A 23555-nucleotide genomic window follows, 5' to 3' on the forward strand; every position below is an offset into this window, starting at 1 on the left:
CCTGAACAGTGTGGTTTGTCCGGTTGATAAAAACGACCTGTCGCGGCGAAACTGGCATAAAGCAGTAGAACACGGCGTGACTCAGCCGGTTAGGCTGACACGGTCATTGGCGCCGCTGCTCGCGGCGTCGCACGCAGCGGTGCCGGGTCGGGGGCGGCCGGTCGCGGGGAGGGGAGCTTACGTCGTGATCTTCAGAGCGGTCCGGGATGGGCGTCCATACCCCGAGCACAGCCTGACGCTCAAGCAGTGGGCCGAGATCCCTCCGCGTCCGTTGCGACTGGATCAGTTGATCACCACGAAGCGGGAGTTGGCGCTGGACAAACTCCTCGCCGAGGATTCGACCTTCTATGGCGACCTGTTTCCGCACGTGGTGCAGTGGAACGGCGGGCTCTACCTGGAGGACGGGCTACATCGGGCGCTGCGAGCCGCGCTGCAGCAGCGCAACCAGATCCATGCCCGGGTATTCGCCTTTCCCGCGGCGGTCGATTGAGCGGCGCGGGCTGAGTGTTCGTTAAAGTGCTTCCATGAGCCCTCTCGACTTGTTGGACGTCGATTCGTCGCTGAGTGCCGAAGAGCGGCAGATTCGCGCCGTCGTCCGCCAGCTGGTTGACGAGCAGGTACGGCCTCACGTCGCCGGTTGGTACGAGGAAGGCCGCGTGCCCGCGCGGGAGCTGGCCCGGGAGTTCGGCAGGTTGGGCCTGCTCGGCATGCATCTGACCGGGTATGGCTGCGCCGGCTCCTCGGCGGTCGCCTACGGCCTGGCGTGCCTGGAGTTGGAGGCGGGTGACTCCGGCGTCCGCTCCCTGGTCTCGGTGCAGGGGGCGTTGGCGATGTACGCCATCTGGCGCTACGGCAGCACGGAGCAGAAGCAGCATTGGCTGCCCGCGATGGCTGCCGGGGAGACGATCGGCTGTTTCGCGCTGACCGAGCCGGACCACGGCTCCGACCCGGCGTCGATGACCACCCGGGCCCGCCGTGACGGCGACGACTGGGTGCTGCACGGCACCAAGATGTGGATCACCAATGCGACGATCGCGGATGTCGCGGTGATCTGGGCGCGTACCGACGAGGGGGTCCGCGGTTTCGCCGTGCCGACCAGCACGCCGGGGGTGGCGGTGCGTGAGATTCGGCGCAAGATGTCGCTGCGGGCATCGGTGACCGGGGAGATCTCCCTTGACGACGTACGGCTGCCGGCAGCGGCACGACTACCCGATGCCGTCGGGCTGAAAGCGCCGCTGGGCTGCCTCACCGAGGCACGGCACGGGATCGTCTGGGGAGCGCTCGGCGCGGCCCGGGACTGCCTGGAGACAACACTGGAGTACGCGGGTAGCCGTACCCAGTTCGGCCGCCCCCTCGCCGGGTTCCAGCTCACCCAGGCGAAGCTCGCCGACATGGCCGTGGAGTGGAGCAAGGGCTACCTGCTGGCGTTGCAGCTCGGTCGGCTGGCCGACGCCCACCGGCTCCGTCCCGACCAGGTCAGCGTGGGCAAGCTCAACAACGTTCGGGAGGCGTTGGCGATCGCCCGGCAGTGTCGCACGATTCTGGGGGCCAACGGCGTCTCAGGTGAGTACCCGGTGCTGCGGCACGCGAACAACCTGGAGAGCGTGCTCACCTATGAGGGCACCTCGGAGATCCACCAGCTCGTCATCGGGCAGCGGCTGACCGGCCTGTCCGCTTTCGCCTGACCGCCCCGGTAGCAGGCCTGCCCCGGCCTGAGCTGCGGCATCGGGTGGGCACAGGCCTCGCGGCGGGTAGGCTGGCCGGCTGGCCCGACAGATCCGGGCACCGAGATGCCCGCCGTGCCGGCGGCCACCCCGGACCGGTGACCCGCACGACGGGTGGGACGGCGAGGAAGTACAGCCATGATCAGTATCTTCGATCTCTTCAGTGTCGGTATCGGGCCGTCCAGCTCGCACACCGTCGGGCCGATGCGTGCCGCCCGGACGTTCGTCGCCGGCCTCAAGGCGGACGGACTGCTCAGCCAGACGGTGCGGATCCGCGCCGAGCTGTTTGGTTCGTTGGGGGCGACCGGTCGCGGCCACGGCAGCGACCGTGCGGTCCTGCTCGGGCTCGCCGGTGAGGAGCCGGAGACGGTCGACACCGACGCCGTCGAGGGCCGGATCGACCGGATCCGCGGCGAGCAGCGGATCTCGCTGTTCGCCGCACACGAGATCGACTTTGATCCGGCTCGGGACCTTGTGCTGCACCGCCGCCGGTCGCTGCCGTACCACCCGAACGGGATGACCTTCGCCGCCTACGGCTCGACCGGTGACGAGCTCCGGGCCCGCACCTACTACTCGGTCGGGGGTGGGTTCGTCGTGGACGAGGCGGCGGCGGGAGCGGACCGGATCACCTCGGACACCACCCCGGTGCGCTACCCCTTCTCGACCGGTGCGCAGCTGCTTGCCGTGACCCAGGAGACCGGGCTGTCGATCAGCGAGGTGATGCTCGCCAACGAGCTGTCCTGGCGGAGCGAGCAGGAGGTGCGCGCCGGCCTGCTGGGGATCTGGCGGGTGATGCGGGAGTGTGTGGCGCGGGGCTGCGAACGCGACGGTGTTCTTCCGGGCCGGTTGCGGGTTCGGCGGCGGGCCGCTGAGCTGTACCGCGGCCTGATGATGGACGCGGACCCGATGCGGTCGACGGCGGGCCGTGGGGCGGTGGATCCGCTGCGGGCGATGGACTGGGTGACCCTCTTCGCCCTCGCGGTCAACGAGGAGAACGCCGGTGGGGGCCGGGTGGTGACCGCGCCAACCAACGGTGCGGCCGGAATCATTCCGGCGGTCCTGCACTACTACGACCGGTTCGGGCTGGGCGCCACCGCGGATGGTGTGGTGCGGTTCCTGCTCGCGGCCGGCGCCATCGGCGTCCTGTTCAAGGAGAACGCCTCCATCTCCGGCGCTGAGGTGGGTTGCCAGGGCGAGGTGGGTTCCGCCTGCTCGATGGCGGCGGCCGGGTTGGCCGAGGCGCTGGGGGGCAGCCCGGAGCAGGTGGAGAACGCCGCCGAGATCGGCATGGAACACAACCTGGGACTGACCTGTGATCCGGTCGGCGGCCTCGTGCAGATCCCCTGCATCGAGCGGAACGCGGTGGCTAGCATCAAGGCGATCACGGCTGCCCGGCTCGCGTTGCGTGGCGACGGCGTGCACCACGTCTCGCTCGACAAGGTGATCAAGACGATGCGGGAGACCGGGGCGGACATGAAGGTCAAATACAAGGAGACGGCACGGGGCGGCCTCGCCGTCAACGTGATCGAGTGCTGAGTGCCACCGACCGCCGGGCGGTGGTGCGGTGCGGACCGGGCAGGAGGCGACGCGGTGACCGCTGGCGTCGGGACGCTCTGGTCGCATCGGGGCGCGCTGCGCATCCTCGTTCGGCGCGACCTCGCGGTCAAGTACCAGCAGTCCGCGTTGGGCTATCTCTGGTCCCTGATCGAGCCGCTGGGCTTCGGCGCCATCTACTGGTTCGTCTTCGGTGTGCTGTACGAGCGGGACACCGGTCGGTATCTGGGCGAGGCCGCTGACTCGTACCCGTTGTTCCTGTTCACCGGAATCTTCGCGTGGATGTGGACCAGCTCCGCGCTGGGCGAGGCGACCAACGCGTTGACTGGCCAGGCCAGGTTGATCACCACGATGAACCTTCCCCGCCAGTTCTTTCCGATCGGGCGGGTCGCCGGCCGGGTCGCCGAGTACCTGGCCGGCCTGCCCCTTTTGGTGGCGGCCGCGGCGGCGTACGCGGTGGCGGGGCGGATTCACCCGGGTTGGTCGATGCTCGCCCTCCCGCTGGCCATCACCCTCCAGGGAGTCCTGCTGGTCGGCTTGGCACTGCTGCTCTCCGCGGTCAACGTGCTGATGCGCGATGTCGAGCGGGTCATGCGGTTGGTCGTCCGGGTGCTCTTCTACGCCACGCCGATCATCTACCCCTTCGGCCTGGTTCGGGACTCCGGCCTGCCCGACTGGCTTAAGGTCGGGTACGAGCTGAATCCCCTGGTCGGGATCTTCCAGCTGCACCACGCGGTCTGGTACCCCGACGAGTTTCCCGACGCCCGGCTGCTCGGCACCACGATCGCCGGCTGTCTGCTGGTGCTCGCCGTCGGTTGGTGGACGTTCCGCCGCCTCGAACCGGCGGTCCTCAAGGAGCTGTGAGATGGCCGATCCGATCATCGAAGCGGCGGGGCTCGGAATCCGATTCGTCCGGAACCGCCGCCGGCAACTGCGGCTGCGGGACCTCGCCCTGCACCGGGGGCGTCGTGGTGGTCGCGCCGATGGTCGGTTCTGGCCGCTGCGGGATCTCTCCTTCTCGGTCGAGGCCGGCGACACGGTCGGCGTGATCGGCCGCAACGGCACCGGCAAGAGCACTCTGCTGCGGCTCATCGCCGGCGTGCTGATACCGGATGAGGGTTGGATAACCGTGCGTGGCGCGGTCGCTCCGCTGCTGGAGCTCTCCGCCGGCTTCTCCGCCGAGTTGACCGGTCGGGAGAACCTCTACCTGGTCGGTGGCCTACACGGTCTCTCGCCGAGCTACCTGCGTCGCCGGGTGGACGAGATCGTGTCGTTCGCGGGCAAGCAGGTGGAGCAGGCCCTCGACACGTCGGTGCGGCACTACTCGTCCGGTATGAAGGTCCGCCTCGGATTTGCGATCATCTCGCACCTGCCGCACCCGGTGTTGCTGATGGACGAGGTTACCGCGGTTGGGGACGCCGAATTCCGCCAGAGGTGCTATGCGACGATCGATCGTCTGCTCGGAGAGGGGCGCACTCTGGTGCTGGTATCACATAACGAACAGGACCTGACTCGGTTCTGCCGTCGCGGGTTCTACCTCGACGCCGGACGGATGGTCATGGACGGGACGATGGCTGAGGCTCTGGCCGCGTACCACGGGGCGGTGGCTCGGTGACGCTTGCGCTCGTGTTGACCACGGACGGGTCAGCGGGCATCGCCGACCGGCTGGCCGGACAGTGTCGCCACGCGGGGATCGACGAGGTGCGGCTGGTCGGTGACCTGGCCACGTTGGCGGACCTGGCGGAGTCGGCTTCCGGTCCGGTCCTCGTCACCGGTGCTGATCTGGTCGCGCACACGGCCGTCCTGCGGCACCTCGCCACCAGTCCGGCTGAGCCGACGGTGGCGCTGGTGCTCGCCGGTCCGCCGGTGCCCGGTCGGACAGTGGTTCGGGAGGACCGGGGGCAGGTGGTCGCCGCTGGCTCGCCGGAGGCACTGGACGGCGAGGCCACCGGTGCGTTCGGTGGTGCGCTGCGGGTCGATCCGGCCAACCTGCCGGCCCTGGCTGCCGCTGCGCGCGCGATCGCCGCCGAGGTGGTGCCGGTGGGAGCCGCCGCGGCCCACGATGTTGTGGACGACGAGCCCGCCGTCGACCGGCTCTTCGCCGACCTGGTGGCCCGCGACGCGGTGACCTTCGCCCATCGGGTACGGCTGCTCGTCGCGCGCCGGGTCGCCGCCGACGACGACCGGGCCGCCGCCGAGTCAGCCGTCGCCGCGGTCGACGCGGACCAGGCCGAGTTGCGGCTGTCGGTGAAGGAGCGAGATGACTTCTTCACCACATTCTTTGTCAGTACCTGGTCGCCGTCCGTGACGAAGGTGGCGGCCCGACTCCGGCTGAGCCCCACCACGGTCACGATGATCTCGGTGGCGTTCGCGGTGGCGGCCGCATTGTTGTTCGGCGCTGGGGGACGGCCCGCGTTGGTCGCCGGTGCGGTGCTGCTCTACCTGGGTTTCGTGCTGGACTGCGTGGATGGGCAGCTCGCCCGCTACACCCGTACGTTCAGCGCCTGGGGTGGGTGGCTCGACACCATGGCCGACCGGGCCAAGGAGTTCATCGTCTACGCCGGCCTTGGCTACGGCGCCACACAGGCCGGATTCCGCTACGGGTGGGCCCTGGCGATCGCCGCGATGGCCGTGCAGACCGTCCGGCACATGAGCGACACCTGGTACGGCGCGATGCACGACGAGGCGGCCCGTCGGCCGCGGGTGACGCCGGGAGGTGGGTTTGGTGACCGGCTCAGTGCCGCCTCGAATCGGGTGCAGGCCGACGTCGGCTCGGTGACCTACTGGCTGAAGCGGACGGTGGTCTTTCCGATCGGCGAGCGATGGGCGTTGGTCGCCCTGGCGGCAGCGTTGTTCGACCAGCGGGTCGCCCTGTTCGCGGTGCTGACCGGGATGGTGCTGGCGCTCGGGTACACCGCGGCGCTGCGGCTGCTGCGGGCCCGCTCGATGCGGGTCGGAGTATTGAACACAGTGGATGCCAGCCTGCATCGCGACGACGGGCCGCTGGCCCGCGCCCTGCCGACGTTGCGCTGGCCGGGCCCGCTGGGGCTGGCGGTGTCGGCGGTGCTGGTGGCGGCGGTGCTGCTCGCGTTCGCGCTGCTCGCCGAGGACTCCCTCCCGCAGTGGACGGCGTTGGTCGCGCTCGGTGGGCTGCTGCTGGCTGCCGTGGGGGCTCGGGCCGCCCACGGTGGGGCGTTGGACTGGCTGGTGCCGGCGGCACTTCGCGCGGCGGAGTATCTCTTTGCGATCGCGGTCGGCGTGCTCGGGGGTGTCCCAGCCTGGCTGGTCTTCGGGTACGTCTTCGTGCTGACGCTGCACCACTACGACCTGACCGCGCGGCTGGAGAAGCGGAAGCTGGCCCCGCCGTTGCACGATGCCACGCTGGGCTGGGAAGGGCGGTCGGCGGTACTGACGCTCTCAGCGATCACCGGAATTGCTGCTATTGGCATGGCTACACTCGGTATATACCTTTTAGTGGTCTTCGTGGGGAGCGTGGCCCTCGCCTGGGTGATCCGGCCCGCCCGCGCGGCACGGGCGGCGGGATCAGTAGGTGGTGTTGGCGGTCGCCCACCGGGTTAGGGGGCCGGGTGGCACTGATCAGCTTCGTGGTCCCGGCCTACCGGGTGCAGGGCTACCTGCGCGAATGCCTGGACTCGATCCTCGGGCAGCCGGTGGCCGGGATCGAGGTGATCGGTGTCGACGACGGTTCGCCGGATGGCAGCGGCGAGATCCTGGCCGAGTACGCGGCCCGTGACCAACGGGTGCGGCCGCTTGCGCTGCCGGCGAACCGGGGACTCGGTCCAGCCCGTAACGCCGGCTTGGACCAGGCCACCGGAGACTACGTGTGGTTCGTCGACGGCGACGACTGGTTGGCACCGGAGTGCCTCGGCGAGGTCGCCGAGCGATTGCGCGCCACCACACCGGACGTCCTCGTCGTTGACCACGTACGAGCCTGGTGGGATGGGAGCGCCACCCGGAGCGGGATGCGCGAGGTCTTCCCGGAGCCGCCCGGGCCGGAGACGTTCCGGCTGCGCGAGCGGCCGGCGACGATCCGCCTGCTGCACACCGCGTGGAACAAGGTGCTGCGCCGAGAGTTCCTGCTCGAACACGGGCTGCGCTTCGCCCCCGGCTGGTACGAGGATGTCTCGTTCACCTACCCCGTGCTCATACGTGCCCGGCGAGTCGGGGTGCTGGATCGGGTCTGCGTGAACTATCGGCAGCGCCGGGCCGGCGCCATCACCCGGACCCGGGGAGAACGGCACTTCGAGGTATTCGCGCAGTGGCACCGGGTGTTCGTGCTCCTGGACGAGGCGGGAACGGCAGAAGAGGACCTCCGCCCGGCCCTCTTCGAACGGATGATCTGGCACTACCTGACCGTGCTCGGTACCGGGGAACGGATCCCGGCGGACCTGCGGCCCGCCTTCTTCGACCGGATCGCCGCCGACCACGCCCGCTGGCGTCCGGCGCAGGGCCTCCCGGCCCCACCCGGGCTGGAAGGGCTGAAGCACCGCCTGGTCGCCACCGGGCGGTGGCGCACGTACAACGCGCTGCGCGGTGTCGCCCGGGTGCGGGACACCGCTGCCCACACCGCCCAGCGGGTCCGCCGTGGGGCCGTGCCGGCCCTCCGGCGGGTTCGGGATGCCGGGTTGCGCGAGTACTACCGGGCCGAGCTGCTGCGGCCGGTTGACCCGCGGCTGGCGGTGTACGCCGCCTACTGGTACCGCGGCTACGCCTGCAATCCGGCGGCCATCTACGAAGCTGCCCGGCGGCTCGCCCCGCACGTGCATGGGGTGTGGATCGTCCGGCGGGACCGGGTGGATTCGCTGCCGGCCGGCGTGGACTATGTGGTCGCCGGCACCCCCGCGGGCTACCGGGCGTTGGCGCAGGCCCGCTGGCTGGTCAACAACGTCAACTTCCCCAATTTCGTCCGTAAACGCCCCGGCACCGTGCATGTGCAGACCCATCACGGTACGCCGGTCAAGGTGATGGGCCTGGACCAGCAGCGCTACCCGGTCGGGGCCGTGATGGACTTCGCGGGGCTGCTGCGCCGGGTGGACCGGTGGGACTACAGCATCACCTCGAACAGCTTCTCCACCCAGATGTGGGAGCGGGCCTACCCGGCCGCGTACACCACGCTGGAGGTGGGGTATCCGCGCAACGACCGGCTGGCCGCCGCGACCACCGAGGAGGTGCTGCGGATCCGGGCCGAGCTGGGGCTGGGAGTCGGCGAGCAGGTGGTCCTGTACGTGCCGACGCACCGGGAACATCTGCCGGGGTACCAGCCGCCGTTCGACCCGGGCCAGTTCCTCGCCGCGCTGGGGCCCGCCGGTCGGTTGCTGATGCGCAGTCATTACTTCGACGACCGAGATTCCCCGGTACCGGATCCAACCCACCCGGACCGACTGCGCGACGTGAGCGGCTATCCGCGGGTGGAGGACCTCTATCTCGCCGCCGACGTGTTGGTCACCGACTACTCGTCGGCGATGTTCGACTACGCCGTCCTGGATCGGCCGATCGTCGTGTACGCGCCAGACTGGGCGGCGTACCGGCTGACCCGCGGCGTCTACCTGGATGTGATCGCTGAAGCGCCGGGGGCGGTGGCGACGGACTTCGCCGGTCTGCTCGACGTCTTTCGCTCCGGTGCGCTGCGTGATCCGTCGGCGGAGGAGGCGCGGCGTCGGTTCCGGGACCGGTTCTGTCGGCTCGACGACGGCCACGCCGCCGAACGGGTGGTCCGAAGGGTCTTCGGTGCGGACGTCGCCGGACCCGGTCCGGCCGGCTAGCCTCCGCCGAGCCTGTCTCATCCTCCGCGTTCTGCCGCGTCTGACCCACCCGCAGCCCTGCGGTACTGGCCTGCTACCGAGCTTCCTACGGCGAAGATTGCACGTTCACCCGATGTGCAGGGCTGGGTGGGGCTCGTCACAGTCGTTCAGGTCCGAGTTGGCCAGGTGGGGGAGGAACGGGTGACCACCGTCGCGCTCAAGGATGTGACCAAGGTCTTCCGAACCGGCACCCTCGCCGTTGACCGAGTGAATCTTGACGTCGACGACGGTGAGTTCATGGTGCTGCTCGGCCCCTCCGGCTGCGGTAAGTCGACGGTGCTGCGCATGGTCGCCGGCCTGGAGGAACCGAGCTCCGGCGCGGTCTTTCTCAACGGCGAGCTCGCCAACGATCTGCCGCCCCGGGACCGGTCGGTGGCGATGGTCTTCCAGGACTTCGCCCTCTACCCGCACCTGAGCGTCGGCGACAACATCGCCTTTCCGCTGCGCCTGGCCGGCCTGGAGCCGGGGCGGCGCGGCGAACGGGTCGCCGATGTCGCGGGCGCGCTGGGCATCGGCGATATTCTCGATCGCCGGCCCGGGCAGCTCTCCGGTGGTCAGCGTCAGCGGGTCGCCATGGGGCGGGCGATCGTGCGTCGGCCCGAACTGTTTCTGATGGACGAGCCGCTGTCCAATCTTGACAGCGGGCTCCGCTCCGAGCTGCGTGCGGAGATTTCTGGACTGACCCGGGAGCTGGGAGTCACCACCCTCTACGTGACTCACGATCAGACTGAGGCGCTGACCATGGCGGACCGGGTGGCGATCATGCGCAAGGGGATCCTGCAGGATGTCGGCACCCCGTCTCAGGTCTACGGCCGCCCGGCCACCCTCTACGTCGCCACGTTTCTCGGCACCCCGCGGATGAACCTGCTGGAGGCCGCGGTCCACGTGCACCTGGGCCAGTACGTCGCGCTCTCCCTCGGCGAACAGTCGCTGCGCCTCCCGTGGGACGACATGCGCGCCCGGGCGGTAGGCCACTATCACGGCGAGCGGATCGTGCTCGGCATGCGGGCCGAGGCGCTGACCCCGACCGCCCCGAGCACCCCCGGCCCGGTGTTACACGGGCGGATCCGGCACCTGGAGCATCATGGGCACGAGTCGCTCGCCTTTCTCGACATCGGCGCCACCGCGGTCGTCGTGGACGAGGCGGCGGTGCCGGCGGACGGGGGTGCGGTCCGGCAACGGGGCCTGCGTCAGTTCGGCCGGGCGATGCGGCGGATCACCGGTCGGGCCGGTACGGCCGGCGACGAGCGGCGCGCCTCGGCGAGCCGTACGCCTGCCAGCGTGTTTCCGGATCCGGGTCGGCACCACCGCCGCCCGGCGGAGTTGGCGGTGCGGCTCGCGCCCTACCCCGCGGTGTCCCAGGGGCAGAAGCTGGCGATCGAGGTCCGGATGGATGCGCTGCACTTCTTTGACGAGCGCGGTGACCGGATCGACGTCGGTTGGCGCTGACGCGGCAGTCCGGCATCAGTCGGGTGTTGGGCGGGGCCTTGTCGCCCTGGTTACTCACCGGTAACCTACGCGGGTATGAGCATCGACGTGAGCCAGGTGGCTACCAGCATGCTGGCAGCCGTGCCCTTCGCCCGCACGCTGGGCTTCGAGTTCGTCAAGGTGGCCCCCGAGGCCGACGGCGCGATCCAGGCTGTGGTCCGGCTGCCCGACACATCGGCTACGCACAACCATGTCGGCGGGCCGCACGCCGGAGCCATGTTCACCCTCGGTGAGACCGCCTCTGGTGCGGTTGTGGTGGCCGCGTTCGCGCCGGTGCTTGACCGGGCGACCCCGCTCGCCGTCAGTGCCGAGATCGCGTACCGGAAGCTCGCCATGGGCCCGGTGCGGGCGACCGCGCGGCTCGATCGTCCGGCCGCTGACGTGGTCGCGGAACTGGACGCCGGAGAGCGTCCCGAGTTTCCGGTACGCGTGGAGATCGCCACTGAGGAGGGCAAGCCCACCGGGGAGATGACCGTCGTCTGGACGCTTCGCCCGCACTGATCGGCGCGTTGACCGCCGAAACGGTCTACGCCACGACCAAGCTGGATAGATTCGAACGATGCTGGGTCTGCCTGCGCACGTGACCGCCTGCCTGTTCGACCTGGACGGGGTCCTCACCCAGACCGCTCGCGTCCACAACGCCGCGTGGCGTGCGACGTTCGACGAGTTCCTGCGTCGTCACGCCGCCGACGCCGATGTGCCGTTCCAACCGTTCGACCCGGATGAGGACTACCGTCGGTATGTCGACGGCCGGCCCCGGTACGACGGGGTCCGCACCTTCCTCGCCTCGCGCGACATCGTGCTTCCGGAGGGAACACCGGACGACCCGCCCGAGGCGGACACGGTCCACGGCATCGGCAACTGCAAGAACGTCCGGCTGCTCCAGGAGCTGCGGACGCATGGGGTGGATGTCTACCCTGGCTCGGTGACGTACCTCAAGGCGGCGACCGACGCCGGGCTGCGTCGTGCGGTCGTCACCGCCAGCGCCAACGGCCGTGAGGTGGTCGCCGCAGCAGGGCTGGAGGCGCTGCTGGAGACCCGGGTTGATGGTCTCGTCGCCCGAGCCGAGAAGCTACGCGGCAAACCAGAACCGGACACCTTCCTGGCCGGGGCCGAACGGCTCGGGGTGGCTCCGGGCAACGCGGCCGTCTTCGAGGACGCCCTCGCCGGAGTCGCCGCCGGCCGAGCCGGTGACTTCGGGTACGTGGTGGGCGTGGACCGGGCCGGGCAGGCCGATGCCCTGTTGGCGCACGGCGCAGACATTGTCGTACAGGATCTCGCGGAGCTGATCGAGAAGCGGGAGCCGGACGCATGATCCGAGAGCGCGCGTACCCGGTCGAGCCGTGGCATGTCCGAGAAACCACGCTGGACATGGATGTGTTGGCTCAGTCCGAGTCGGTCTTCGCCCTCTCCAACGGGCACATCGGCCTGCGCGGCAACCTCGACGAAGGCGAGCCGTACGGCCTGCCCGGAACGTACCTGAACTCCTTCTACGAGCTTCGCCCCCTGCCGCACGCGGAGGCCGGCTTCGGGTTTCCCGAGTCCGGGCAGACCATCGTCAACGTCACCAACGGCAAGCTCATCCGGCTCCTGGTCGACGACGAGCCGCTCGATGTGCGATACGGCGAACTCCTCGCCCACGAGCGGGTGCTCGACCTGCGAGGCGGCACGCTGCACCGGACCGTGCACTGGCGCTCGCCGGCCGGTCGGGAGGTCTGCGTCCGCAGCACCCGGTTGGTCTCGTTCCGCCAGCGCTCCGCCGCCGCCATCAACTATGAGGTCGAGGTCGTGGACGGCAAGCCGCTGCGGCTGATCGTCCAGTCGGAACTGGTGGCCAACGAAACCCTGCCGGCCCAGAGTAAAGATCCGCGGGTGGCGGCGGTGCTGGAGTCGCCCCTGTTGGCCGAGGAGGAGCTGACCACCCATGACGGTGGTCTGTTGATCCACCGCACGAAGGTCTCCGGCCTGCGCCTCGCCGCCGCGATGGAGCACGAGGTGCACACCACCGCACGGACCAACCTCGAGTCCGAGGGGTACGAGGACTGGGTGCGGACCACCACCGCCTGCGTGCTCAAGCCCGGCGAGACGCTGCGGGTCGTGAAATACCTGTCGTACGGGTGGTCCAGCCGCCGATCGTTGCCGGCACTGCGGGATCAGGTCGGTGCCGCGCTGGCCGCCGCGAAGCTGGACGGGTGGGACGGGCTGCTGCGGGAACAGCGGGAGTACCTGGACGAGTTTTGGGACTCCGCCGACGTGCTGGTGGAGGGCGACCCCGAGGTGCAGCAGGCGGTACGCTTCGGGCTCTTTCACGTGCTCCAGGCGGGCACCCGGGCCGAACGCCGGCCGATCTCGGCGAAGGGCCTCACCGGTCCGGGGTACGACGGCCATGCCTTCTGGGACACCGAGATGTTTGTGCTGCCGGTGCTGACCTACACCCACCCCACCGCGGTCCGCGACGCCCTGTACTGGCGGCATCACACCCTGCCGGCAGCGCAGGACCGGGCCCGCACGCTCAACCTGGCGGGCGCGGCCTTCCCCTGGCGCACCATCGAGGGGCCGGAATCCTCCGGCTACTGGCCAGCCGGCACCGCCGGCTTTCACATCGCCGCCGACATCGCCGACGCGGTACGTCGCTACGTGCACGCCACCCAGGACACCGACCTGGAGCGGGAGATCGGCCTGGAGTTGCTGGTGGAGACCGCGCGGTTGTGGCGGTCGCTGGGCCACCACGACCGGCACGGGCAGTTCCACATTGACGGGGTGACCGGCCCGGACGAGTACACCGCTATCAAGAACGACAACATCTACACCAATCTGATGGCGCAACGGAATCTGACCACCGCCGCGGAGACGGTGATGCGGTACCGGGACGAGGCCGCGCATCTGGGTGTCACCGACGAGGAGGCGGCGTCGTGGCGGGACGCCGCCGCCGACATCCATATCCCATACGACCAGGAGATCGACGTACACGAGCAGGTCGAGGGCTTCACCCGGTTCCAGGAGTGGGACTTCGTCCACACCCCGCCGGAGAAGTACCCGTTGCTGCTGCACTATCCCTACTTTGATCTGTACCGCAAGCAGGTGATCAAACAGGCTGATCTGGTGCTGGCGATGCACTGGCGGGGGGACGCGTTCACCCCGGAGCAGAAGCTGCGCAACTTTCTCTACTACGAGCGCCGTACCGTCCGCGACTCGTCGTTGTCGGCCTGTACCCAGGCCGTGCTGGCTGCCGAGGTGGGGTATTCGGAACTAGCCCACACCTATCTGCGCGAGGCCGCGTTGATGGACCTGCACGACCTGAACGAGAACACCCGCGACGGGGTCCACATCGCCGCCCTGGCCGGTTCCTGGATCGCCCTGGTCGCCGGGTTCGGCGGGTTGCGCGACCACGACGGAACGCTCTGCTTCACGCCTCGGCTCTCCAGCCGGCTGGGCCGGTTGGAGTTCTCCCTACACTGGCGTCGGATCCAGCTACGGGTCGACATCCAGCCGCACCAGACCACCTACACGTTGCAGCACAGCGACCCCGAGGAGGCGCTGGAGTTCCTCCACCACGGCGAACGCATCCGGGTCACCGCGGCTGAACCGGTGACCCGGCCAACCCCACCAGCGGAGGAGCCGAGCCGGGCCCCGGAGCAGCCGCCCGGCCGTGACCCGCTCATCCGCCTCCCCGAGCGGGAACCGTAGGGTCGGGGCCCGCCAGGTCGGGCCGGATCAGGTCCCGACGGATGTCACCACCTCACAGTTGTCTGCCCTGGGAGGGGCGGCCTGCGGCGTCGTGCGGCGCCATCGCTCGGGGATCATCAGCGGTGCGTGCCCGCGCCGCCTCGTCCGCCCAGTCCCGGTTCCGTTTCGCGTCGCGCCTTCGTTGCTCCCGCTCGACGGCCTGCTGCCGAGACTCCTGCTGCTGCGCCATGGTGCCTCACCATCTGTCGGGGCGCTGCCTGCGCCGGTACGGTCTGCCCTCACCGACCGCGTACCCGATGCTCACCCGGGCGAAACGAGGCCCCGCCACCCCCGGTCGACCGACTGAGGTCGGCTCGGGCGGGACCAGGGTGTGACCGGGTCGAGGGGCGGCCGCGTCGAGCGTGCCTGGGCGGCCGTAGACGGTTCTGGGGATGGGCCCGGGGCGTAGGCATGGCGGGGCGAGCGGGTGGGAAGGAGCGGGCATGGACGCACGGAGTGAGGTGCCGGTGCCGGCGGGGGATGTCCAGCTCACGGCTGATCTTCTGGTGCCGGCGGAGCCGGTCGGAGTGGTGCTCTTCGCACACGGCAGCGGTAGCTCCCGGCGGAGTCCCCGTAATGTCGCGGTGGCGCAGGTTCTCCATCGCAGCTCGCTCGGCACCGTATTGGTCGACCTGCTCACCCCGGATGAGGAGGCGGTCGACGCGCGAACCGCGCAGCTCCGGTTCGACATCGGCCGGTTGGCCGGAAGGTTGTCCGCGATCGTCGACTGGCTGGAAACCGGAGCGCCGATGGGTGTGGTGCCGATTGGGCTCTTCGGGGCCAGCACCGGGGCTGCTGCCGCCCTGGTGGCCGCCGCCGAGCGCCCCGACGCGGTCGGCGCAGTGGTCTCCCGAGGCGGCCGGCCGGACCTTGCCGGCCCGGCGCTGGGCCGGGTGCGAGCGCCGACCCTCCTGCTCGTGGGGGGCCTCGACGACCAGGTGCTCACCCTGAATGAGCAGGCTCGGGAGGCGCTGCCGGAGCAGGCGGAGCTGACGGTCGTCCCCGGTGCCGGGCACCTGTTCGAGGAGCCCGGTGCGCTGGAGCAGGTGGCGCACGCGGCGGCGACCTGGTTCACCGACTACCTTGGGTGACCAGCGACCGGTCCATACTGCCCGGCGTGGCTGGTGTTTGTGCCCCCGGGCGCTGGGGAACGCCATCCGTGCAACACCCCGACCCTAGGAGGATCACATGAAGAAATTCATGGACCAGGCCAGGGAGTACGTCGAGAAGCAGGACGAGCAGGTCGACCGGAGCATAGAAAAGGCCGGTGACATGCTCAACGAGCGCACCGGCGGCCGGTACAAGGAGCATGTCGATCGCGGCGTGGACATGATGCGGTCTCGGACGGGTGAGAGCGACCGCGACCAGAAGCGCTGACGCATTCGAGTTCCGGCGTGAGCCGCGCCGAACGGGCCGGTCTCCGCTCTGGAGGCCGGCCCGGAGGGCGGTCAGGACGAGTAGCCGCGTTCGGCGATCCAGTTGGCGACCTTCGGCACGGCCATCCAGTATTCGCCCTTCGCCGCGGCCGGATCGGCGACCCGGAGGAGGTCACCCTCAGCGCGGTAACCCACCAGCGTCAGGTAGTGGCCCCCCTCGTACGAGTGCGGGGTGCCGTCGGTGTCGACCGTGGTCCCCCTGACGTTGGCCACGACCGCGCGTCCCTGCGCCAGGGCGTGCCGGGTGTCCTCGCGTAGTTGGTGGACCTCGTCCGGCTTGGCCGTCGTGTCCGGTATCTCGGTGGTTCGGTACGTGTCACCGGTCAGCTCGTTGAGGACGCGGGTGACGTCCAGGGCCGAGTCCGTACCGGCCTGCGTGGTGCCGAGCCGCCGGGCGACCTCATCCTGTGGAAGGGGCTTGCCCAACGCGGAGAGAGCCATTCGGGTCGCCGCCGGCCCGCAGTAGTAGAAGTTGGGTTGGGCCTGGTATTCAATGGTGACCAAGAGTTCGGCCTGGTCGTCCGCGGACTGCGCCGCCACCGCCTGGTGTGCGTGAATCTCAGTGTTGGTGGGGGCGGCTGACGCGATGGCTGTGCCCGGGGTCAACAGGCAACCGCCGGCGACCAGCAGTCCGGCGACGGAGAGACCGCCGGTGTGGGTGATCGGATTCATGGTCGGGCTCCTTCGGGGGTCTGACGTCCCAAGGGGGACGGCAAGCACCACGCGGCGCTCGGCTCACGGACGGCGGGCTCGGGGCGACGGCCCGGGTACCAGGGGTTCCGGAGCTACAACGGGTCGGACGCGGTGGGCATTCCTCGGTGCGAGCGCGGGGTTGCTGGCGGCCAACATATGAAGCGCAGATCACGCATGTCTTGACGTGCTTTCTACTGCATGTGAGCGTGGGAGAGGCCCGAGTCTCGTGCTCCGGGCCTTCAGGTTGGGGCCTCCCACAGGGATGAGGTAAGGGCATGAATCGCCCCGAAACACCCGAAACGCATCCGGGTGCAGACGAGCTGTTGTCCGCTGGACCGAGCGATCAACGAAAGCAGCCGGTCAGCCCCCAGGCGGCGGTCGCCGAGCTGTACGCGGGTAACCGGCGGTTCGCCGCTGGAGCTCCGGTCCGCCCCCACCAGGATGTCGACCGCCGCATCGCGCTGGCGGACGGGCAGCAGCCCTTCGCGGTGATCCTCGGTTGTTCCGACTCGCGGCTCGCGGTTGAGCTCATCTTCGACCGCGGTCTGGGTGACCTGTTCGTGGTACGCACGGCTGGGCACTCTGTCGGTTCGGAGGTTCTCGGCAGCGTCGAGTACGCGGTGACCGTGCTGGGTGCCCCGCTTGTGGTGGTACTCGGCCACGACTCCTGCGGTGCGGTGCAGGCGGCCCGATCAGCTGATGCCACCGGCGTACCGGGCGCCGGGCACCTCCGTGCGGTGGTGGAGGCGGTGCTGCCGAGCGTGCGTCGGGCCGAGGCCGCCGGGGTCAGCGACCTCGACCGGATCGTTGACCTTCATGTCGAGCAGACCGTTGCCGTGCTGCTGGACCGCTCCGCGGCGGTCGCTGCCGCCGTGGCCGCCCGCGAGTGCGCGGTCGTGGGGATGTCGTACCAGCTCACTACCGGTTCGGTGCGGACGGTGACCGAGGTCGGGCTTGCGGCGTCGAGCACACCCCCGGAGACCTGAGCCGCATCGCCGCGGCTCGGGCCGGTGGCGCGACAGGCCTGGAGTCCCGAGGACGACCAAGGGCCGGTGCCACGAAAGCGCGGTACCGGCCCTTGTGGTGTCAGCGTCCTACAGCAACGACACGTGGACGTGGTCGGTGTGGTTCGACGGGCCGTTGTACGACTTCCAGCCGGTTGCCGGGAACCAGATCTGCCGGTTCCAGATCACGTAGTAGACGCCGAGCCGGTCGGCGTTACGGACCAGGAACGCGGTCAGGTTGTTGCCGTAGAGGCGCATGTCGTTGTTGTACCAAGAGCGGAACCCGCTGTCCTGCAGTGACCAGTCACAGGCCCGTCCCTTGGGGTGCTCCCACGGCCCACCCGAGCGGTAGCATCCGACGAATCGGTCAAAACCGGCCCGCTTGACCTCGTTGTACATGTGCAGTGTTCGCGCTGTGATGCAGCCGCCGGTGGTCGGGTCATCCTCGGTGCAGCCCAGCGGCTGCCAGTCGCCATCCGAGGTGCGTCCCGGGGCGACCCGGGCGACCGGCGATTCGGCGTCAACCAGGCCGCCGGTGAGCCCGTTGCCACCGACGAGGCGGAGGGCCTTCTCCGCCTCGAGCTTTCCGCGCTCGAGGTCGCTTTTCAGCTTCTGTTGCTTGCGTACCTCTTCGTCGACTGCCACCTTCGACTGCTCAGCGTGGATCTTGATTGTGTTGACTGCTTTGATGCGCTGGTCGTTGACGCGGTTCAGCTCGTCCAGCGCGGTAGCCCGGACGATGAAGGAGTCGGGGGTGTCTGCCTCCAGCAACATCGATATCGCGCCGACCCGTCCCGTGCGGTACGACTGGGTCGCGATCTGCGCCACCTGGGGGGCTAGTTCGTCCAGGTCGTCCTGCGCCTTCTCGATTTCCTTCTCGAGGGCGGCCTGGCGCTTCTCGGACTCCGCCAGCTGGGCCTTTGCCTTGACGTACTCGCGGTTGCGGACCTCGATGAGATCACCGAGTAGCTCCGGCTCCTCGTCGTGCCCCGAGGGCAGCGGGGGGGAGGTGGGGGTGGCCGAGGCCGGTATCGGCCCGGTGAGCACGGCCAGCGCGGTGAGCACGGCCACCACCGGCGTCAACCAGCGGCGTGGGGGTGCCGTCACAATGATCCCTTCCGTTGACCGCCGGCTCGGCGAGCTGACGGGCTGGGGCTGGACGTGCTTCCCGCTGGCGCGGACGCACCCCATGCGCCTGGCTTCCCGGCTCGCCTCGCGGCGACTGGGTGGTGGTCCCGCAGGTGCCGGTGCGCGCCTTCGGCGGTGACCGGCAGCGAGGTTACCTGACCGTCACCTCGTGGAGCTACGCCCCAAACTCGACAAAATACACGAATTCGTATGTACGTTATGTGATCAGTGACCTGGTTGCCGGTTCCGCCGGTCCGGGTTGTCACGCTGCGGAGTCTCACCATGGGTCGTCCGTGTTCTTGTCCCGGTCGGCACGTCGGTCGGCGACGGGGGTGACCGGGCCGGCGCGGGAGGTGCTGAGCGCCTCCAGCACCTCGACCCGGGCGGCGCGCGGTCGCGGCGGTGGCGCGGCGGTGGCGCTCCTCCCCGACCCGCCGACAGCGTTGCGACCGGCGGTGGTCACGATGGCGGCGAGCCCGGTGGTGAGGGGGACCGCGGCGATCAAACCCAGCGTGGCCACGGCGCTGCGAACGATCTCCTGGGCGAGGAATTCGCTGGTCAGGATCTGGCTCACCGGTCGCGAGTCGGCGGTGAGTAGGAGCAGCACCGGTAGCGAGGCTCCGGCGTACGCCAGCACGATGGTGTTCACCGTGGAGGCGATGTGGGCCCGACCGACCCGGGTGGCGGAGCGGTAGAGCTGGCGGCGGGACAGCCCCGGGTTGGCGTTCGCCAGTTCGGTCACCGTGGCGGCCTGGGTCACGGTGACATCGTCCAGGACGCCGAGCGAGCCGATGATGATTCCGGCCAGCAGCAGACCGTGCAGGTCGACGTCGGCCTGGAACATCGACAGCGTGATCGCCTCCTCGCTGCCGTACCCGGTCAGCCGGGTGGTGGCGGTGGCGAGTGTGCCGAGGAGGCCGGTGAGGATCAGGCTGCCCAGGGTGCCGAGAACCGCCACCGATGTCTGCACGGTCACGCCGTGGGTGAGGTACAGGACCACAAACATGATCAGGGCGGCGCCGACCACCGCGACCAGTAGCGGAGAGCGGCCGACGCTGATCCCTGGCAGGACGAATGTCAGCAGGACGGCGAAGCTCGCCGCCAGGCCGGCGAGCGCGGCGAGCCCGCGCCAGCGGCCGAACGCCACGATCGCGGCGGCGAAGAGCGCCACCAGCCACAGCAGGGGCTTGCCCCGCTGGTGCTCCGCGATGGTGTACATGCTCGTGGTCGGGTCGGTGGGGTCGGTCAGCTCGACCAGGATGATCTCGTCACCGATGGCGACGTCGGGGGCGCCTGGTCCGGCGGGTAACGGCGTGACGACCTGACGCCCGGAGTCCGGCCCCTGCTCGACGCGGACGGTCACGTCGCCACAGGGGCCGTCGTCGGTGGCCAGTCCTGGATCGGGTGTCTCCGGCGTGGGGGGACAGGGTTCGGTGACCACCTTCGTCACGGTGCCGTGGTACCGGGGCGGCTCGGTGCCCGGATCGGCCGTACTGGTGTCGCGCGGCCAGAGGGCCACCGCGGTGATCAGGGTGGCGAGGAGCAGGGGGACCACCGTCGCGACGAGGAGCCGTCGCACCCGGGGTGGGGCGGACGGAGCGGGTCGGGTGTGGTCGGCGCCCATCGATTCTCCCAACGACTACGGGCGAGTACGGGTCGGCGGGGTCGGTCAGGTCACCCAGCGCGACTACCTCGAAGGAGTGTCGACCGAATGGTACTCAGCGTGACCAGCGGGCGCAGGGCGCGGCATCGTGTCGGCGATCGGCGTGGCGGGCGCGAGCCGGACTCGGCAGGCGGGCGAGGGGGCCGACGGTCAGCCGCGCTTCATCAGTCGGCCGACGGCGGCCATCATCTCGGTCGCCATCTCGTCGGCTCGCCCCTCGGCGGCCCCCTCGCGCATGCAGTGTCGGGCGTGCCCGTCGAGTAGCCCGAGCGCCACCTTGTCCAGCGCGGCCTGGATCGCGGCGATCTGGGTGAGGACGTCGATGCAGTACCGATCCTCCTCGACCATCTTCTCGATCCCCCGGACCTGCCCCTCGACCCGGCGCAGCCGGGTGAGCAGCTGGTCCTTGGTGGCGGTGTAGCCGCGGACCGGAGCGGGTTCGGGTCTGGTCATGCGGACCATACTAACGTACCCCTCGGGGGTATGTTAGGGTCGCTGACAGTTACCCCCCCAGGGTATTCGCCTCGGGGGTTGGCCTGGCGGAAGGGGAGGTTCCATGGTCACCACCACGTACCAGGTGCGCGGCATGACCTGCGGGCACTGTGTGAATGCGGTCAGCGCCGAGGTGGGTGGGCTTACGGGTGTGGAGAAGGTCCAGGTTGACCTGGAAGCTGGCCGCCTCACGGTCACCAGCCAGCACCCGATGGAGATCGAGGCGGTGCGCGCCGCCGTCGACGAGGCCGGCTACGACCTCGTCGACGCCGCACCCACGTCGAGACCGAGGCCCGCATGAGAACGGCGACGAAGCTCACCGCCTTCCTGCTCGGTCTCGTGGCGGTGTTCGGCGCGGCGTACGGGGTCGGTCAGGTGACCGGCCCCGTCACCCCGGCCGTCGAGACCCACCACGACGATCCCGAGCGCTCCAACCCCGAGCACGACAACCCCGGCGCCGGGTCCAACCTCCCGGGGCACGGGCCCGACCGGCAGGGAGCACGATGACCACCACGAGCAGCCCGAAGCCGCGCGCCGTCAACCAGATCGAGTTGTCGATCGGCGGGATGACCTGTGCCTCCTGCGCCGCCCGCATCGAGAAGAAGCTGAACCGGATGCCCGGCGTCACCGCCACGGTGAACTACGCCACCGAGAAGGCCAGGGTCGCGTACGCCGACGGGGTGACATCGGACGATCTGATCGCCACGGTCGAGAAGACCGGCTACACGGCCGTCGTACCGCCCCCACCGGCAGCCACGGCGGCGCCCGTCGCCGAGCCGGCCGACGAATCGCGTGGGCTTGGTACCCGGCTCTGGGTATCGGCCGTGCTCACCGTGCCGGTGATCCTGCTGGCGATGGTGCCGCCCTGGCAGTTCACCTACTGGCAGTGGCTGTCGTTGACGCTGGCCGCCCCGGTGGTGGTCTGGGGCGGCCTGCCGTTTCACCGGGCCGCCTGGGTCAACCTCCGGCACGGCGCGGCGACCATGGACACGTTGGTGTCGCTGGGCACCCTCGCCGCGTTCGGTTGGTCGCTCTGGGCGCTCTTCCTCGGCACGGCTGGCGTGGCCGGCATGACCCACCCGTTCAGCTTCGCCATCGTCCGGGGCACTGGCGCGGGCAACATCTACCTGGAGGCGGCGGCCGGCGTCACCACCTTCATTCTCGCCGGCCGATACTTCGAGGCACGCGCCAAGCGCACCGCGGGCGCCGCCCTGCGCACCCTGTTGGAGCTGGGTGCGAAGGAGGTGGCGGTGCTGCGCGGTGACGTGGAGACCCGCATCCCGATCGACCAGCTCGTGGTGGGGGACCGGTTCGTGGTGCGCCCCGGTGAGAAGGTCGCCACCGACGGGATGGTGGTGGAGGGGAGCTCGGCGGTCGATGCCAGCATGCTCACCGGTGAAGCCGTGCCGGTCGAGGTCAAGGCCGGCGACGCCGTGGTGGGCGCCACCGTCAACGCGGGTGGGCGGCTGGTCGTGGCGGCCACCCGGGTCGGTGGCGACACCCAGCTTGCCCAGATGGCCCGGCTGGTGGAGGCCGCGCAGTCCGGCAAGGCGGCCGTGCAGCGTCTCGCCGACCGGGTCTCCGGGGTCTTCGTCCCCGTCGTGATCACCCTCGCCGCCGGCACCCTGGGCTGGTGGCTGGGGAGCGGAGCAGGCCCGACCGCCGCCTTCACCGCTGCGGTAGCTGTGTTGATCATTGCCTGCCCGTGCGCCCTGGGCCTGGCGACCCCCACCGCGCTGTTGGTCGGCACCGGTCGGGGCGCGCAGCTCGGCATCTTGATCAAGGGGCCGGAGGTGCTGGAGTCCACCCGGACGGTGGACACGGTCGTGCTGGACAAGACCGGGACCGTCACCACCGGCCGAATGACCCTGGTGGACGTGGTCGCGGCGAGCGGTGTGGAGCGGGCCGAGCTGCTCCGACTCGCCGGCGCCCTGGAGGCCGCCTCGGAGCACCCGATCGCGCAGGCGGTCGCGGTGGGCGCGGCCGAGGCGGGACCCCTGCCGCCGGTAGCCGACTTCGCCAACCTCGAGGGGCTGGGCGTCGAGGGTGTGGTGGACGGCCACCGCGTGCTGGTCGGCCGGCCTCGACTGCTGCGGGAGCGGGGACTTCACGTACCGGAGGAGATGGTGACGGCCGGCGCCACGGCGCAGGCCGCCGGCGCGACGGCGGTGCTGGTGGCCTGGGATGGGCGGGCCCGCGGGCTGCTCGCGGTCGCCGACGTGGTCCGGCCGACCAGCGCGCTCGCGCTCCGACAACTGCGGGAACTGGGCCTGGACCCGGTGCTGCTCACCGGCGACAACGAGACCGTCGCCCGGGCGGTCGCGGCCGAGGTCGGGATCGACGAGGTGGTCGCGGAGGTGCTGCCCGCCGAGAAGGTGGCGGTGGTCCAGCGGCTCCAGCGGGAGGGCCGGGTGGTGGCGATGGTCGGTGACGGGGTCAACGACGCCGCGGCGCTGGCCCAGGCCGACCTCGGGCTGGCGATGGGTACCGGTACGGATGTGGCGATCGAGGCGTCCGACCTGACCCTGGTGCGGGGTGACCTGACCGCTGCCGTCGATGCCATCCGGCTGTCTCGGCGGACCCTCGCGATCATCAAGGGCAACCTGTTCTGGGCGTTCGCCTACAACGTGGCGGCGCTCCCGCTGGCCGCGGCTGGTCTGCTCAACCCGATGATCGCCGGGGCTGCGATGGCCTTCTCCTCGGTCTTCGTGGTCGTCAACAGTCTCCGGCTGCGGGGCTTCCGCCCGCTGGCCCCGGTCACGCAAGGACTCCGGTCTACCGGCCACCCCCGGTAACGAGGAGCAGCCCAAGCCCGCGTGGCCGGC

General features: G+C 70.1%; 22 protein-coding genes. 17 read left to right on the forward strand and 5 right to left on the reverse strand.

From position 1 onward, the window contains the following. The first annotated feature begins 184 nt into the window (after positions 1-184). The 11 genes from STROP_RS02165 to STROP_RS02215 all read left to right on the forward strand — a co-directional run bounded on the left by STROP_RS02165 (position 185) and on the right by STROP_RS02215 (position 14275). Positions 185-490, forward strand: a complete 306-nt coding sequence (locus STROP_RS02165) for a type II toxin-antitoxin system VapB family antitoxin (protein WP_011904347.1) — start codon at positions 185-187, stop codon at positions 488-490. A gap of 34 nt (positions 491-524) precedes the next feature. Next, complete coding sequence (locus STROP_RS02170; RefSeq protein ID WP_011904348.1) at positions 525-1685, forward strand: acyl-CoA dehydrogenase family protein; 1161 nt, start codon at positions 525-527, stop codon at positions 1683-1685. A 177-nt stretch (positions 1686-1862) separates the two neighbouring features. Continuing rightward, positions 1863-3260, forward strand: a complete 1398-nt coding sequence (locus STROP_RS02175; RefSeq protein WP_011904349.1) for an L-serine ammonia-lyase — start codon at positions 1863-1865, stop codon at positions 3258-3260. Between the two features lie 54 nt (positions 3261-3314). Further along, positions 3315-4142 (forward strand): ABC transporter permease, encoded by an 828-nt coding sequence (locus STROP_RS02180; RefSeq protein ID WP_011904350.1) that lies wholly within the window; start codon positions 3315-3317, stop codon positions 4140-4142. Between the two features lies 1 nt (position 4143). Then, the gene (locus tag STROP_RS02185; RefSeq protein ID WP_011904351.1) at positions 4144-4893 is read left to right on the forward strand and encodes an ABC transporter ATP-binding protein; all 750 of its coding nucleotides are present in this window, start codon (positions 4144-4146) and stop codon (positions 4891-4893) included. After that, complete coding sequence (locus STROP_RS02190) at positions 4890-6857, forward strand: DUF5941 domain-containing protein (RefSeq protein ID WP_018830887.1); 1968 nt, start codon at positions 4890-4892, stop codon at positions 6855-6857. Before STROP_RS02185 ends, STROP_RS02190 begins: the two co-directional genes overlap by 4 nt. 8 nt (positions 6858-6865) lie before the next feature. Next, entirely contained in the window at positions 6866-9061 is a 2196-nt protein-coding gene (locus tag STROP_RS02195; RefSeq protein WP_011904353.1) for a bifunctional glycosyltransferase/CDP-glycerol:glycerophosphate glycerophosphotransferase, read from the forward strand. 180 nt (positions 9062-9241) lie between these two features. Further along, the gene (locus STROP_RS02200) at positions 9242-10549 is read left to right on the forward strand and encodes an ABC transporter ATP-binding protein (protein WP_026275737.1); all 1308 of its coding nucleotides are present in this window, start codon (positions 9242-9244) and stop codon (positions 10547-10549) included. Positions 10550-10624: 75 nt separating this feature from the next. Next, the gene (locus tag STROP_RS02205; RefSeq protein WP_018830884.1) at positions 10625-11089 is read left to right on the forward strand and encodes a DUF4442 domain-containing protein; all 465 of its coding nucleotides are present in this window, start codon (positions 10625-10627) and stop codon (positions 11087-11089) included. Positions 11090-11147: 58 nt separating this feature from the next. Continuing rightward, the gene (locus tag STROP_RS02210; RefSeq protein ID WP_018830883.1) at positions 11148-11903 is read left to right on the forward strand and encodes an HAD family hydrolase; all 756 of its coding nucleotides are present in this window, start codon (positions 11148-11150) and stop codon (positions 11901-11903) included. Further along, positions 11900-14275, forward strand: coding sequence for a glycoside hydrolase family 65 protein (locus STROP_RS02215; RefSeq protein ID WP_011904357.1), 2376 nt, complete (start codon positions 11900-11902; stop codon positions 14273-14275). Before STROP_RS02210 ends, STROP_RS02215 begins: the two co-directional genes overlap by 4 nt. Before the next feature lie 52 nt (positions 14276-14327). Here STROP_RS02215 and STROP_RS24985 read toward each other — a convergent pair whose 3' ends face one another. Further along, complete coding sequence (locus STROP_RS24985) at positions 14328-14504, reverse strand: hypothetical protein (RefSeq protein ID WP_187151571.1); 177 nt, start codon at positions 14502-14504, stop codon at positions 14328-14330. Positions 14505-14757: 253 nt separating this feature from the next. Between STROP_RS24985 and STROP_RS02220 the strand changes: the two genes are divergently transcribed. Together STROP_RS02220 and STROP_RS02225 are read left to right on the forward strand one after the other, a co-directional pair. Continuing rightward, entirely contained in the window at positions 14758-15405 is a 648-nt protein-coding gene (locus STROP_RS02220) for a dienelactone hydrolase family protein (RefSeq protein ID WP_011904358.1), read from the forward strand. Positions 15406-15502: 97 nt separating this feature from the next. Next, on the forward strand, positions 15503-15691 hold the full coding sequence (locus STROP_RS02225) for an antitoxin (RefSeq protein WP_011904359.1): 189 nt from the start codon (positions 15503-15505) through the stop codon (positions 15689-15691). A 71-nt stretch (positions 15692-15762) separates the two neighbouring features. On the opposite strand, the gene STROP_RS02230 is transcribed toward STROP_RS02225, so the two are convergent. Continuing rightward, positions 15763-16422, reverse strand: coding sequence for a C39 family peptidase (locus tag STROP_RS02230; RefSeq protein ID WP_011904360.1), 660 nt, complete (start codon positions 16420-16422; stop codon positions 15763-15765). A gap of 296 nt (positions 16423-16718) precedes the next feature. On the opposite strand from STROP_RS02230, the gene STROP_RS02235 reads away from it, so the two are divergent. After that, positions 16719-17429 carry a carbonic anhydrase gene (locus STROP_RS02235; protein ID WP_011904361.1) on the forward strand — a complete coding sequence of 237 codons (711 nt, stop codon included), beginning with the start codon at positions 16719-16721 and terminating at the stop codon, positions 17427-17429. A 108-nt stretch (positions 17430-17537) separates the two neighbouring features. Here STROP_RS02235 and STROP_RS02240 read toward each other — a convergent pair whose 3' ends face one another. The 3 genes from STROP_RS02240 to STROP_RS02250 all read right to left on the reverse strand — a co-directional run bounded on the left by STROP_RS02240 (position 17538) and on the right by STROP_RS02250 (position 20691). Beyond that, a complete protein-coding gene (locus tag STROP_RS02240) occupies positions 17538-18554 on the reverse strand; it encodes a coiled-coil domain-containing protein (protein ID WP_028680534.1) in 1017 nt (338 codons plus the stop codon). Between the two features lie 298 nt (positions 18555-18852). Beyond that, positions 18853-20199 (reverse strand): YibE/F family protein, encoded by a 1347-nt coding sequence (locus STROP_RS02245; protein ID WP_011904363.1) that lies wholly within the window; start codon positions 20197-20199, stop codon positions 18853-18855. Positions 20200-20388: 189 nt separating this feature from the next. Continuing rightward, a complete protein-coding gene (locus tag STROP_RS02250) occupies positions 20389-20691 on the reverse strand; it encodes a metal-sensitive transcriptional regulator (protein ID WP_026275202.1) in 303 nt (100 codons plus the stop codon). A 103-nt stretch (positions 20692-20794) separates the two neighbouring features. Between STROP_RS02250 and STROP_RS02255 the strand changes: the two genes are divergently transcribed. Genes STROP_RS02255 through STROP_RS02265 form a run of 3 tightly spaced genes read left to right on the forward strand, consistent with a single transcriptional unit; the run spans position 20795 to position 23525 of the window. Then, positions 20795-21031: a heavy-metal-associated domain-containing protein gene (locus STROP_RS02255; protein WP_011904365.1), complete on the forward strand. Its 237-nt coding sequence runs from the start codon at positions 20795-20797 to the stop codon at positions 21029-21031. Next, the gene (locus STROP_RS02260; protein ID WP_011904366.1) at positions 21028-21237 is read left to right on the forward strand and encodes a hypothetical protein; all 210 of its coding nucleotides are present in this window, start codon (positions 21028-21030) and stop codon (positions 21235-21237) included. The genes STROP_RS02255 and STROP_RS02260 overlap by 4 nt, the downstream gene beginning before the upstream one ends. Next, positions 21234-23525: a heavy metal translocating P-type ATPase gene (locus STROP_RS02265; protein WP_011904367.1), complete on the forward strand. Its 2292-nt coding sequence runs from the start codon at positions 21234-21236 to the stop codon at positions 23523-23525. The genes STROP_RS02260 and STROP_RS02265 overlap by 4 nt, the downstream gene beginning before the upstream one ends. The last annotated feature ends 30 nt before the right edge of the window (positions 23526-23555 follow it).

Source organism: Salinispora tropica CNB-440 (assembly GCF_000016425.1).
Classification (GTDB): Bacteria; Actinomycetota; Actinomycetes; order Mycobacteriales; family Micromonosporaceae; genus Micromonospora; species Micromonospora tropica.

Coding starts and splice junctions, on each gene's coding strand:
- STROP_RS02175 (WP_011904349.1), top strand. CDS start 1,863: ATGATCAGTATCTTCGATCTCTTCAGTGTCGGTATCGGGCCGTCCAGC.
- STROP_RS02265 (WP_011904367.1), top strand. CDS start 21,234: ATGACCACCACGAGCAGCCCGAAGCCGCGCGCCGTCAACCAGATCGAG.
- STROP_RS02245 (WP_011904363.1), bottom strand. CDS start 20,199: ATGGGCGCCGACCACACCCGACCCGCTCCGTCCGCCCCACCCCGGGTG.
- STROP_RS02170 (WP_011904348.1), top strand. CDS start 525: ATGAGCCCTCTCGACTTGTTGGACGTCGATTCGTCGCTGAGTGCCGAA.
- STROP_RS02230 (WP_011904360.1), bottom strand. CDS start 16,422: ATGAATCCGATCACCCACACCGGCGGTCTCTCCGTCGCCGGACTGCTG.
- STROP_RS02185 (WP_011904351.1), top strand. CDS start 4,144: ATGGCCGATCCGATCATCGAAGCGGCGGGGCTCGGAATCCGATTCGTC.
- STROP_RS02220 (WP_011904358.1), top strand. CDS start 14,758: ATGGACGCACGGAGTGAGGTGCCGGTGCCGGCGGGGGATGTCCAGCTC.
- STROP_RS02210 (WP_018830883.1), top strand. CDS start 11,148: ATGCTGGGTCTGCCTGCGCACGTGACCGCCTGCCTGTTCGACCTGGAC.
- STROP_RS02235 (WP_011904361.1), top strand. CDS start 16,719: ATGAATCGCCCCGAAACACCCGAAACGCATCCGGGTGCAGACGAGCTG.
- STROP_RS02215 (WP_011904357.1), top strand. CDS start 11,900: ATGATCCGAGAGCGCGCGTACCCGGTCGAGCCGTGGCATGTCCGAGAA.
- STROP_RS02205 (WP_018830884.1), top strand. CDS start 10,625: ATGAGCATCGACGTGAGCCAGGTGGCTACCAGCATGCTGGCAGCCGTG.
- STROP_RS02255 (WP_011904365.1), top strand. CDS start 20,795: ATGGTCACCACCACGTACCAGGTGCGCGGCATGACCTGCGGGCACTGT.
- STROP_RS02225 (WP_011904359.1), top strand. CDS start 15,503: ATGAAGAAATTCATGGACCAGGCCAGGGAGTACGTCGAGAAGCAGGAC.
- STROP_RS02250 (WP_026275202.1), bottom strand. CDS start 20,691: ATGACCAGACCCGAACCCGCTCCGGTCCGCGGCTACACCGCCACCAAG.
- STROP_RS02260 (WP_011904366.1), top strand. CDS start 21,028: ATGAGAACGGCGACGAAGCTCACCGCCTTCCTGCTCGGTCTCGTGGCG.
- STROP_RS24985 (WP_187151571.1), bottom strand. CDS start 14,504: ATGGCGCAGCAGCAGGAGTCTCGGCAGCAGGCCGTCGAGCGGGAGCAA.